The organism is Yersinia antarctica, from assembly GCF_056636475.1.
In genome coordinates this window covers 1,488,525-1,500,834 of sequence record NZ_JBSJQF010000001.1, presented here as the reverse complement: position 1 = coordinate 1,500,834, position 12,310 = coordinate 1,488,525, and the positions used below count along the sequence as shown (strand labels likewise).

The following is a 12,310-nucleotide window of genomic DNA, read 5'->3' as shown; positions in this document are numbered from 1 at the left end:
TCATCACCGCCAAAGCAGAGAAGTTAGGGAGATTATTATGTGTTCTATTTTCGGGGTCCTCGACCTTAAAACCGACCCCATTGAGTTACGTAAAAAAGCGCTGGAAATGTCACGTTTAATGCGCCATCGTGGCCCGGATTGGTCTGGTGTGTGGGCAAATGATAAAGCCATTCTCGCCCACGAACGTTTGTCTATCGTTGACGTCAATACCGGTGCCCAGCCCCTGTTTAATGCGGCCCACACGCATATTTTGGCCGTTAACGGTGAAATCTATAATCATCAGGCATTACGTCAGCAATATGGTGACCGTTACGCGTTTCAAACCGGCTCAGATTGTGAAGTGATTCTGGCGTTGTATCAGGAAAAAGGCCCAGACTTCCTTGATGACCTGCAAGGTATGTTCGCTTTCGTCCTGTACGATACAGAAAAAGATGCCTATCTGATTGGCCGTGACCATTTGGGGATTATCCCGCTATATATGGGCCATGATGAAAACGGCAACATGTTTGTTGCTTCAGAGATGAAAGCATTGGTACCGGTGTGCCGCACCATTAAAGAGTTCCCAGCGGGCAGCTATCTGTGGAGTAAAGAGGGTGAGATTCGCGAATACTATCATCGCGATTGGTTTGATTTCGACAACGTCAAAGACAATGTAACTGACAAAGTTCAGTTGGCTAACGCGTTAGAAGACGCGGTAAAAAGCCACTTGATGTCTGACGTGCCTTACGGTGTATTGCTGTCCGGTGGTCTGGACTCTTCCGTTATCTCTGCTATCACCAAAAAATTTGCCGCCCGTCGTGTCGAAGACGATGAGCGCAGTGAAGCCTGGTGGCCACAACTGCACTCCTTTGCAGTGGGTCTGATTGGCTCACCGGATTTACGTGCTGCGAAAGAAGTCGCCAACCATTTAGGTACCGTGCACCATGAAATTCATTTCACCGTGCAAGAAGGTTTGGATGCTATCCGTGATGTGATTTATCACATTGAAACCTATGATGTCACCACCATCCGTGCCTCAACACCAATGTATCTGATGTCGCGTAAAATCAAAGCGATGGGGATCAAGATGGTGCTGTCTGGCGAAGGGTCTGATGAAGTGTTCGGCGGCTACCTCTACTTCCACAAAGCACCAAATGCGAAAGAATTGCATGAAGAGACTGTGCGTAAATTGCTAGCCCTGCACATGTATGACTGTGCGCGTGCCAACAAAGCGATGTCTGCCTGGGGTGTTGAGGCCCGCGTCCCCTTCCTAGATAAGAACTTCCTCGATGTTGCGATGCGTATCAATCCGCAGGACAAAATGTGTGGTAATGGCAAAATGGAAAAACATGTCCTGCGTGAATGTTTTGAATCTTACTTACCACACAGCGTCGCCTGGCGTCAGAAAGAACAATTCTCTGATGGTGTCGGCTATAGCTGGATTGACACACTAAAAGAGAAAGCCGCAGAGCAAGTCACTGATCAACAGATGGAAACTGCCCACTTCCGTTTCCCATACAACACGCCATCGTCAAAAGAAGGCTACTTGTATCGCGAAATTTTTGAAGAGCTGTTCCCGCTGCCAAGTGTCGCTGAATGTGTCCCTGGTGGCCCATCAGTCGCCTGTTCATCAGCAAAAGCCATCGAGTGGGATGAATCATTCAAAAGTATGGATGACCCTTCCGGCCGTGCGGTTGGCGTGCATCAGGACGCTTATAAATAATTGAATGTGATGGTCTGCCTATATTGACTGTCCAATCTCAAGGCTGCCCTAGGGTAGCCTTGTTTTTTGCTGGCAAATTCAACAATTAATCACCATAAGTGCTGCTTTAATCACCAGACTGTTCACAAGCCACACAAACGAACCCTTTCAGCGCTTTTTTGGGAAAAAATTAGTTGACGCAATTCGGCCATATACGCATAATGCGCCCCGCAACGCCGATGAAGGTAATGCGGAAAAAGATGGCTACGTAGCTCAGCTGGTTAGAGCACAGCACTCATAATGCTGGGGTCACAGGTTCGATTCCCGTCGTAGCCACCATCTTTTTGCGGGAGTGGCGAAATTGGTAGACGCACTAGATTTAGGTTCTAGCGCCGCAAGGTGTGCGAGTTCAAGTCTCGCCTCCCGCACCATTATTCGTTCATCGGTTTGTCACAGCGGATGGGATATCGCCAAGCGGTAAGGCACCAGGTTTTGATCCTGGCATTCCCAGGTTCGAATCCTGGTATCCCAGCCATCTTTTTTTTGGATGGATAGCTGTAAGGCAAGAGAGTTGTCATATAAAAAAGAATTGTATTTCAGTTGGGATATCGCCAAGCGGTAAGGCACCAGGTTTTGATCCTGGCATTCCCAGGTTCGAATCCTGGTATCCCAGCCATACAACTTCTCAAGATTAAAGATTTAAAGACGGCTACGTAGCTCAGCTGGTTAGAGCACAGCACTCATAATGCTGGGGTCACAGGTTCGATTCCCGTCGTAGCCACCATCTTTTGGGGTATCGCCAAGCGGTAAGGCACTGGATTCTGATTCCAGCATTCCGAGGTTCGAATCCTCGTACCCCAGCCAAATTTAGAAAAGCTCGCTTCGGCGGGCTTTTTGCATTCTGGGATTTCACTATATTCCCTCTTACTTGAGTCCGATGTCTCAAGTCCAGGTTGGATTAGGTTTCGATTGATGGTTGCTTGAGGCGACAACGCCCGCCAAAAGAACAGATCGAATATCAACCGAAACCAGCTCCGAACTGTCCCAAATATTAAGTATTGAACTCAAAAAAACAGACATCCCCTACAACCCCAATGCATACCTCAACGCATGTTCTTTCAATTTGCCCGCGCGCTGAGCGGCTATCAACGCCAGATTCCGTACGAATTTCACCGGTGGCAGATCATTGCTGAATGTGGTGTAAAACACATCCATACCACTTTGCATAATCAGATTATCAGTGCGGCGGCGGCGTTGATAACGCAGTAATACCCGCTCGCTGTGCCACGGTTCTGCCCGTTCACGCGCTTGATTTAGCACCTCCAACAGCGCATCGACATCGCGATATCCCAGATTCACCCCCTGCCCGGCCAGTGGATTAATGGTATGGGCTGCATCCCCGAGTAAGACCAATCCCGGCTGTACATAACGTTGTGCATGGCGCCGCACTAGCGGGAAAGAGCCAGCAGCAATCGCTTTAACAGCCCCCAAACGTGATGGGAAAGCCTTGGCAATTTCCTGATTCAACTGTGCCATCGGCAGCGCCTGAAGCTGACGAATACGCTGCGGGCTGTCGTACCAGACCAATGATGCCCACTGGCCAAATAGCGGTAAGAAAGCACGCGGCCCCGTTGGGAAAAACTGCTGCCAGGTGGTGTCTTGCTGAGCTGTATCCGTCTCTACCGTAATTAACATGCAAGACTGGCGATACTGCCAGCCATTGGTGCCGATACCAGCTAACCGTCGTACCAGAGAGTTGGCACCATCAGCACCTATCACTAAACGGCCCTGTATCTGTTGCTGAGCGTCTAACGTGATTTGCCAGCACTCATCTACTCTAACCATAGTTTGCAGCCGTGACGGGCACAGCAACGTTAAATTGGGGCATTCCGCTATCTGTTGCCATAATGCCAACTGCAAAATCCGGTTCTCAACCATAAACCCCAGCTCAGGTAAAGAGAGCGAGGCGGCATCAAACACCACCTGTGAACCGGGCTGCTCCCAGGTCTCCAACCGACGATAAGGTGCATAACGCATCTGCTGTACCTGCGGCCAGACACCGAGCTGTTTCAGCAACGACACCGAAGTGCAGCCGATAGCGGAAACCCGTAAATCGGGCACGCTGTCAGCCTCAAATGGGGCTGGGGCTTCATGCTCAAGTAACGCGACTGACCAGCCTGTTTGTGCCAGTCCAAGCGCGGCAGCAGCACCGACCATACCGCCCCCCACCACCACAACATCATAATTTGGTTGCGATTTATTCATTTTGGCCATTTTTTAAAAGTTAAAATAACATCCATACTTTATCTGCCCTCAGTGTACCGGATTTTTCATCACCCCACAGAATAACTAAGCCGAACTGCGGTGGTCATCGCAACTGCAAATGACTACAATACCCCGCAACTAGTGAGCCTTTGCGCCTGGCGAACACATGGATCACCGCACCGCGCGATGTGACATTTATGATGAATTTTTGATGGTAGATAAGCCATGACGAAAAAACTGCATATTAAAACCTGGGGCTGCCAGATGAATGAATATGATTCATCTAAAATGGCAGATTTGCTGGCCAGCACCCATGGCTACCAGTTGACTGAGATCCCGGAAGAAGCCGATTTACTGCTACTGAATACCTGTTCAATTCGCGAAAAAGCACAAGAAAAAGTATTCAGCCTGCTGGGCCATTGGAAGCTCCTGAAAGAAAAGAATCCCAATCTGATTATTGGTGTCGGTGGATGTGTAGCATCACAGGAAGGCGAACATCTGCGCCAACGCGCGCCCTGTGTTGATGTCATTTTCGGGCCGCAAACCCTGCATCGCCTGCCAGAAATGATTAACCACGTCCAAGGCACGCACAGTCCGGTGGTAGATATCAGCTTCCCTGAGATTGAAAAGTTTGATCGGCTGCCAGAGCCGCGTGCTGAAGGCCCGACCGCGTTCGTTTCTATCATGGAAGGATGCAATAAATATTGTACCTTCTGCGTGGTGCCTTACACTCGTGGCGAAGAGATCAGCCGCCCAAGTGACGATATTCTGTTTGAAATTGCACAGTTAGCGTCCCAAGGGGTGCGGGAAGTGAATCTGCTCGGCCAGAATGTCAATGCCTATCGCGGTGCCACCTATGACGGCGATATCTGTAGTTTTGCCGAGTTATTGCGGCTGGTTGCCGCCATTGACGGTATCGATCGCATTCGCTTTACCACCAGCCATCCGATTGAGTTTACCGACGATATCATCGATGTTTATCGCGATACGCCAGAACTGGTGAGTTTTCTGCATCTGCCAGTGCAAAGTGGTTCCGACCGAATTTTAACCATGATGAAACGCGCCCACACCGCACTGGAGTACAAAGCTATCATCCGCAAACTGCGGCAGGCGCGGCCAGATATCCAGATAAGTTCCGATTTTATTATCGGTTTCCCTGGTGAAACTCAGCAGGATTTTGCACAAACCATCAAGCTGGTCGCGGAGATTCATTTCGATACCAGTTACAGCTTTATTTACTCTCCACGCCCTGGCACACCCGCGGCAGAGCTACCAGACGATGTCAGTGAAGAGGAGAAAAAACAGCGACTGCATATTTTGCAACAGCGTATCACTCAGCAGGCCATGGAAATCAGCCGCGAGATGGTTGGTAGTGTGCAACGTATTCTGGTAGAAGGCCCCTCCCGCAAAAGTGCGATGGAGCTGGCCGGGCGTACCGAAAATAACCGGGTGGTGAATTTTGAAGGTACACCAGAGATGATTGGCAAATTCGTTGATGTCGAAATTGTAGACGTTTATGCCAGTTCACTGCGCGGTATTTTGCAGCGCACCGAAGACCAGATGGCGCTACGGGTTCATGAATCGCCACAATCGGTCATTGCGCGGACCCGAAAAGAAAATGAAATTGGCGTGGGGCAGTATCAACCCTGACCATAGTTGTTCGAGTTGACTCGCATTAGCAGGCGCTGCATTGTCAGTGCCTGTTTTATTTTAGTGGGCTGCTGCGCAGATTCGGACTGTTTAAGTTGCACCTCCAGAGGGTCGCTACTTGAATAGAGCGTGAAAGCACGGATTGATAAGTAAACTTGCGTCAGCACCATGCACCATGAATAATTCTTAAATGACATGTATGATTGACGTTATATGCCCAAGGCCATTTCCAATACGAAAGGTATAATCGGGTATCAGACAAATAATATCCGTGAATGATATATCCAGAGGAACACAGTGACTCAGAGAAATAGTTTGCACGTAGTGACACAAGAAATCTTGCTAGAGCCCACCGACAATCAGCGTTTGTTGAGTCTGTGCGGCCCTTTTGATGACAACATCAAGCAGTTGGAGCGCCGGTTAGGTATTGAAATTAATCGCCGAGACAACCGTTTCAAGTTAGTCGGTAAGAATATCTGCGTTGTTGCAGCGGCAGATATCCTGCGCCATCTGTATGTTGACACCGCCCCCATTCGGGGTGTTACCCCAGAGATATCCCCAGAAGATATCCACCTTGCGGTGAAAGAGAGTCATGTATTGGAGCAAACGGCACAGAGCGTACCCGATTACGGAAAAGCCGTGAATATCCGTACCAAGCGCGGCATGGTTAAACCGCGTACCCCCAATCAGGCGCAATACATCGCCAATATTCTTGATCACGATATTACCTTTGGGATTGGTCCTGCCGGGACCGGTAAAACCTATCTGGCGGTAGCCGCGGCAGTTGATGCTCTGGAGCGCCAGAATGTGCGCCGTATCTTACTGACCCGCCCGGCCGTTGAAGCGGGCGAAAAATTGGGTTTCCTGCCCGGGGACCTGAGTCAGAAAGTCGATCCATACCTGCGCCCACTTTATGATGCACTGTTTGAAATGCTTGGCTTTGAGCGCGTTGAAAAATTGATCGAACGTAACGTGATTGAAGTGGCTCCGCTGGCATATATGCGGGGCCGGACACTCAATGATGCCTTTATCATTCTGGATGAGAGCCAGAACACCACCATCGAACAGATGAAGATGTTTCTCACCCGTATGGGCTTTAACTCCAAGGCAGTTATTACCGGTGATGTGACGCAAACCGACTTACCGCGCCACCAAAAATCTGGCTTAAGTCATGCCATTGAAGTGCTGTCTGAGGTAGAAGAGCTGAGCTTTAACTTCTTCCATAGCGAAGATGTGGTGCGTCACCCCGTGGTGGCCCGTGTGGTTATTGCCTATGAGGCCTGGGAAGCGGCGGAACAAAAACGCAAAGAGACTATTGCCGAACAACGTAAGCGGGAAAACCATACCCCGTCTGAGCAGGAGGCTCCGTGAGCCAAGTTATACTCGATTTACAAATTGCCTGCGCCGATAGCCAGGGTTTACCTGCCGAAGCTGACTTTCAGCGTTGGTTGGAGGCAGTATTACCGCAGTTTCAAGACGTAGCAGAAGTGACCATTCGGTTGGTTGATGAAGCTGAAAGCCATGAGCTGAATCTAACCTATCGCGGTAAAGATAAACCGACCAATGTCTTGTCTTTTCCTTTTGAGGCCCCACCTGAAATTGAACTGCCACTATTGGGTGATTTAATCATTTGCCGTCAGGTGGTTGAACAAGAAGCTATCGAGCAAGAAAAAGCACTATTAGCTCATTGGGCGCATATGGTTGTTCACGGCAGTCTCCATCTGCTAGGGTATGACCACATCGTGGACGATGAAGCAGAAGAAATGGAGTCAATCGAAACTGAAATTATGCAAAGTCTGGGTTATCCAGATCCGTATATTTCGGAGAAAGACCCCGAATAAACCCATCATATCGGGTGTTATAATGCCCTGTTAGTCGGGGAAAACTGTCGGCGGTGTGAGTCTACTGCTACCGATAAAATATAATCTTTACCCAACGTCATTGGAATTGCAGGTAGGCGGCAAGCAAACCTCGCTAGCCCCTACGGCATCAGATACAAGGGTATAACATGAGTAAACTTAACTAAAACGCCATGAGCGACGACCACTCACAAAACAACGATAGCCCCAGTCCCAAGAAAGGGTTCTTTACTCTTATCCTTAACCAGTTATTTCACGGTGAACCTAAAAACCGTGGTGATTTGGTAGAGCTTATCCGTGATTCTGAACAAAACGATCTGATCGATCCCGATACCCGTGACATGCTGGAAGGCGTGATGGATATTGCCGAGCAGCGCGTGCGGGACATCATGATCCCCCGTTCTCAAATGGTCACATTAAAGCGTAACCAAACGCTGGATGAGTGTTTGGATGTGATTATTGAATCTGCTCACTCCCGCTTTCCGGTGATTAGCGAAGATAAAGATCACATCGAAGGTATCCTGATGGCCAAGGATTTGTTGCCGTTTATGCGCACCGACTCCGAGCCATTCAGTATTGATAAAGTGTTACGGACGGCGGTTGTAGTGCCAGAAAGTAAGCGTGTCGATCGGATGCTGAAGGAGTTCCGTTCCCAGCGCTACCATATGGCTATTGTCATTGATGAGTTTGGTGGCGTGTCAGGGCTGGTGACCATTGAAGATATTCTTGAGCTGATCGTTGGCGAAATAGAAGATGAGTATGACGATGAAGAAGACAGAGATGTGCGTCAACTCAGCAAGCATACCTATACTATTCGTGCGCTGACGCAAATTGAAGATTTCAATGAAGTGTTCAATACCCATTTCAGCGACGATGAGGTTGACACCATTGGTGGCTTGGTAATGCAGGCATTTGGCCATTTACCTGCCCGGGGTGAAACCATTGAAATTGAAGGTTACTTATTTAAAGTTGCCATGGCGGATAGCCGACGTATCATTCAGGTTCATGTAAAAATCCCGGATGATGCTCCGCAACCCAAACTGGAAGAATAAATCCTTGATGCCTATTGCTTCATATCTTCAACGCCAGTGGGTTCGCGCCCTACTGGCGCTATTTTTTGGTGCCTGCGGTACGCTGGCCTATTCACCGTTTGATTACTGGCCCGCAGCCATTGTTTCACTGTTTGGCTTACTCAGTCTAACCCTGAACCGTAATACCCGGCAGTCCGCCTTTATTGGCTTTTGTTGGGGAATGGGGCTATTCGGTAGCGGTATTAACTGGGTCTATGTCAGTATTTCCGAGTTCGGCGGAATGCCAACGGCAATCAATATTTTCCTGGTGGTACTACTGGCGGCCTACCTATCGCTCTACACCCTGCTATTTGCCGGTGTGTTAGCGCGTCTCAGCCCAAAAGCGACATGGTGGCGGCTAGCGATTGCCGCCCCGGTTGTATGGCAACTGACGGAATTCTTGCGCGGCTGGGTGTTGACCGGCTTCCCGTGGCTGCAATTTGGCTACAGCCAGATTAATGGCCCGCTGCGTGGGATTGCCCCAATACTCGGGGTTGATGGCATCACCTTTGTACTGATGGCAATCAGTGGATTACTGGTCTACGCCTGCTATCAGCGCCGGGTGACTGCGGCAATAGTGGCGATGGCACTGTTATTGTTACCATGGCCACTGCGCCAAGTGCATTGGTTCACGCCAGAGCCGGAGCGCGCTGTCAATATCGCCATGGTGCAAGGTAACATTGCTCAGTCCATGAAGTGGGACCCTAAAGTCCTGCTTTCGACCCTGCAAGTCTATCTGGATGAAACTCGCCCGTTTATGGGCAAAGCGCCGATCATCATCTGGCCGGAATCTGCCATTCCTGATATTGAAACCGATCAAACCGGCTTCCTGACAATGGTTGATGATCTGATGCGAGCCAATCATAGCAGCTTGATCACGGGGATTGTCGATGCCCAGCGTCGGCCTGAAGGTCAGGGGTATCATTTCTTTAATAGCGTCATCGTCTTAGGCGATAAAGAACCGTATCAATATCCGAGCCGAAACCGTTACAGCAAACACCATCTGGTCCCATTTGGTGAATTTGTGCCGCTAGAATCCTTACTGCGTCCGCTGGCACCGCTGTTTGACCTACCGATGTCAACGTTCAGCCGTGGCAGTTATGTGCAACCATCGCTCAAGGTGGCAGGATATAACCTGACTGCGGCTATTTGTTATGAAATCGTGTTAGGCCAGCAGGTACGGGATAATTTCAATCCTGATACCAATTTCCTGCTGACCGTCTCGAATGATGCCTGGTTCGGCCACTCAATTGGACCATGGCAACATTTCCAGATGGCACGGATGCGCGCGCTTGAATTGGGTCGCCCTCTGCTGCGCAGTACCAATAACGGTATCACTGCGGTGGTTGGCCCGAGCGGTGAAGTGCTCGCCCAGATCCCGCAATTTACCCAACAGGTGTTAGAGGCCAAAGTTACACCAACAACGGGCGTCACCCCCTATGCCCGTTTGGGTTCATGGCCGATGTGGATTATCACGCTGGTGCTTGGCGCCCTCACGCTGTACCGCGCGATCCGTAGTCGTTCTGATAACAAATAACATAATATGTGGGCATGTTATCTGCATGCCCGTTAATCTTGAGAGCCTTATGTCACTGAAGCCTGAATTTATCCTCACCAGCGAAGCACAACTCAGCGAGCACTACGCCGCCCCCTTTGAAACCGTGTTGAAGAAACAGATAGATCACATTGATGATTATGCTAAAAAACTCATCGCGGCAGCCCCCTTCGCCGTACTGGGTACCCTCGGCGCCAATGGTATCGACTGCTCACCCAAAGGTGGGGAACCGGGTTTTATCCATGTACAGGACAGTAAAACCCTGATGCTACCAGACCGCCCGGGGAACAACCGCCTGGATGGTATCCGCAACCTGCTGCATAACCCCGCTATCGGTATCTTGTTCCTGATCCCCAACTGGGACGAAGGTTTTCGGGTGAATGGCCGGGCTAAGATTTCGGTCGATCCTGAACTGTGTGAGCGCTTTAGCCAAAATGGCCACCCCGCCCGCAGTGTGTTAGTGATCGAGGTTGATGAAGTGTTTATTCATTGTGGCCGCGCGATTACCTTTGCCAAGCTGTGGAGCCCAGAAAAACACGCTGCAAAAGAGACCATTCCGACAGCATTGGATGTGTTTAAGGCCCACGTGGCTATCAACAACCAGCAATTAGGCTAACTGGCAGTAAAGCCGCTGTTTGGCGGCTGATTAATACCCACAACTCCCCGTGGGTATTCTATAGCTCTCAATTGTAGAGCTATTATCCTCATCTCTTCGCCGCGACTGGCACAGACCTTGCATTGTTTCTAACCATTATGTGTTAACTCTCTGCCAATGCCCGCCAATCTTTTAGCCGTTGTCGGGGATTACCGCAACAAGTAGGGAACACAGCGTTTCAAATGCGGGATCAGGATTATTTACACGCTCGTTTATAGGGCATATCCCGCACCATAGAAGTGCATTGCTGTTTTATTGCCTCTATTTGGTGCGATTTGCATCCCAAAAAACAAACATTTATTCATCATTCGCATAACATTTGGCTATTTTTTAAAGATAATCTGATACAAGTAACAGCGAAAACCACGTACTGGCCAACAAAACATCGGTGGTTGTACCGCTGAAACGAAACAAAACGATTTCTCGCCTGACGAGATTTAGCAACAACGTATTTTTAGCATCACAACATCAAGTAATAAAACAACAGCAAAGGAGTTGGACCATGCATATGCGTAAATTGGCGTTAGCGCTACTGTTAGCTGGGATGGCAAGTGGCGTAGCCCAAGCAGAAGAAGCGGCAGCACAACCCGCAGCGAAAGCTGAAGCCCAGGCTGATACTCTGAAAAAGATTAAAGACAGCGGCGTTATCGTAGTGGGTCACCGTGAATCTTCCGTTCCCTTCTCTTATTACGATAATCAGCAGAAAGTTGTTGGTTACGCACAAGATTATTCTAATCTGATCATTGATGCAGTTAAGAAAAAACTTAATGCTCCAGACTTACAGGTCAAACTGATCCCAATCACCTCACAGAATCGTATTCCACTACTGCAAAACGGCACCTTTGACTTTGAGTGTGGTTCCACCACCAATAATCTGGAGCGTCAGCAACAAGCGGCGTTCAGTAATACCATTTTTGTCGTCGGTACCCGTTTACTGACCAAAAAAGGGTCTGAAGTTAAAGATTTCAAAGATTTGGCCGGTAAAGCAGTGGTTGTAACTTCAGGTACGACATCTGAAGTCCTGCTGAATAAGCTAAATGAAAAAGACAAAATGGATATGCGCATCATCAGCGCCAAAGACCACGGTGACTCTTTCCGCACCTTGGAAAGTGGCCGCGCAGTGGCCTTTATGATGGATGATGCTCTGCTAGCCGGTGAGCGAGCCAAAGCCAAGAAACCAGACCAATGGGATATCGTCGGTACTCCGCAGTCTCAGGAAGCTTACGGCTGTATGTTGCGCAAAAATGATCCGGCCTTTAAAGCCTTATTGGATGAAACCATTGCCAGTGCACAAACTTCTGGTGTAGCTGAAAAATCATTCGATCGCTGGTTCAAAAACCCAATTCCACCTAAAAATCTTAACCTGAATTTCTCACTGTCTGATGAAATGAAGGCGCTGTTCAAAGCACCTAACGATAAAGCATTGAACTAACAATAATAAATCAGGGCGGGTGGTTACCTGCCCGATTCGATTGATGATGGGCCGATAGGAGATACCCAATAGATTTCAGAGTGCAGGAAGACGGCAAGCAAGAGACAAATTGGTTGTAAACCATTTTGAACAGCGCTTGCGCT

At 49.1% G+C, this 12,310-nt stretch carries 9 protein-coding genes and 6 tRNA genes; 14 read left to right on the top strand and 1 reads right to left on the bottom strand.

Going from position 1 to position 12,310, the window contains the following annotated elements:
* The first annotated feature begins 37 nt into the window (after positions 1-37).
* The 7 genes from asnB (at position 38) to ACWJJO_RS06915 (ending at position 2,545) form a co-directional block, all read left to right on the top strand.
* Positions 38-1,702 carry an asparagine synthase B gene (gene asnB, locus ACWJJO_RS06945; protein ID WP_481090851.1) on the top strand — a complete coding sequence of 555 codons (1,665 nt, stop codon included), beginning with the start codon at positions 38-40 and terminating at the stop codon, positions 1,700-1,702.
* Between the two features lie 241 nt (positions 1,703-1,943).
* Positions 1,944-2,020 (top strand) — tRNA-Met (locus ACWJJO_RS06940).
* Positions 2,021-2,027: 7 nt separating this feature from the next.
* Positions 2,028-2,112, top strand: a tRNA-Leu gene (locus ACWJJO_RS06935).
* A gap of 29 nt (positions 2,113-2,141) precedes the next feature.
* A tRNA-Gln gene (locus ACWJJO_RS06930) sits at positions 2,142-2,216 on the top strand.
* A 66-nt stretch (positions 2,217-2,282) separates the two neighbouring features.
* Positions 2,283-2,357, top strand: a tRNA-Gln gene (locus tag ACWJJO_RS06925).
* Between the two features lie 31 nt (positions 2,358-2,388).
* Positions 2,389-2,465: transfer RNA gene (locus ACWJJO_RS06920), tRNA-Met, on the top strand.
* A 5-nt stretch (positions 2,466-2,470) separates the two neighbouring features.
* Positions 2,471-2,545 (top strand) — tRNA-Gln (locus tag ACWJJO_RS06915).
* Positions 2,546-2,764: 219 nt separating this feature from the next.
* On the opposite strand, the gene ubiF is transcribed toward ACWJJO_RS06915, so the two are convergent.
* Positions 2,765-3,946, bottom strand: coding sequence for a 3-demethoxyubiquinol 3-hydroxylase (gene ubiF / locus ACWJJO_RS06910; RefSeq protein WP_083163811.1), 1,182 nt, complete (start codon positions 3,944-3,946; stop codon positions 2,765-2,767).
* 225 nt (positions 3,947-4,171) lie between these two features.
* Here ubiF and miaB point away from each other — a divergent pair, with 225 nt between their 5' ends.
* From miaB to ACWJJO_RS06875, 7 genes are all read left to right on the top strand, one after another.
* Positions 4,172-5,596: a tRNA (N6-isopentenyl adenosine(37)-C2)-methylthiotransferase MiaB gene (gene miaB / locus ACWJJO_RS06905; RefSeq protein ID WP_083159649.1), complete on the top strand. Its 1,425-nt coding sequence runs from the start codon at positions 4,172-4,174 to the stop codon at positions 5,594-5,596.
* A 297-nt stretch (positions 5,597-5,893) separates the two neighbouring features.
* Entirely contained in the window at positions 5,894-6,967 is a 1,074-nt protein-coding gene (locus tag ACWJJO_RS06900) for a PhoH family protein (protein ID WP_193784699.1), read from the top strand.
* Positions 6,964-7,437, top strand: coding sequence for an rRNA maturation RNase YbeY (gene ybeY, locus ACWJJO_RS06895; protein ID WP_083159651.1), 474 nt, complete (start codon positions 6,964-6,966; stop codon positions 7,435-7,437). Before ACWJJO_RS06900 ends, ybeY begins: the two co-directional genes overlap by 4 nt.
* A gap of 191 nt (positions 7,438-7,628) precedes the next feature.
* On the top strand, positions 7,629-8,507 hold the full coding sequence (gene corC / locus ACWJJO_RS06890; protein ID WP_083159653.1) for a CNNM family magnesium/cobalt transport protein CorC: 879 nt from the start codon (positions 7,629-7,631) through the stop codon (positions 8,505-8,507).
* A 7-nt stretch (positions 8,508-8,514) separates the two neighbouring features.
* Positions 8,515-10,062, top strand: coding sequence for an apolipoprotein N-acyltransferase (lnt, locus tag ACWJJO_RS06885; RefSeq protein WP_083159655.1), 1,548 nt, complete (start codon positions 8,515-8,517; stop codon positions 10,060-10,062).
* A gap of 49 nt (positions 10,063-10,111) precedes the next feature.
* The gene (locus ACWJJO_RS06880; protein ID WP_372568856.1) at positions 10,112-10,696 is read left to right on the top strand and encodes an MSMEG_1061 family FMN-dependent PPOX-type flavoprotein; all 585 of its coding nucleotides are present in this window, start codon (positions 10,112-10,114) and stop codon (positions 10,694-10,696) included.
* A gap of 541 nt (positions 10,697-11,237) precedes the next feature.
* The gene (locus ACWJJO_RS06875; RefSeq protein ID WP_083159659.1) at positions 11,238-12,167 is read left to right on the top strand and encodes an amino acid ABC transporter substrate-binding protein; all 930 of its coding nucleotides are present in this window, start codon (positions 11,238-11,240) and stop codon (positions 12,165-12,167) included.
* The last annotated feature ends 143 nt before the right edge of the window (positions 12,168-12,310 follow it).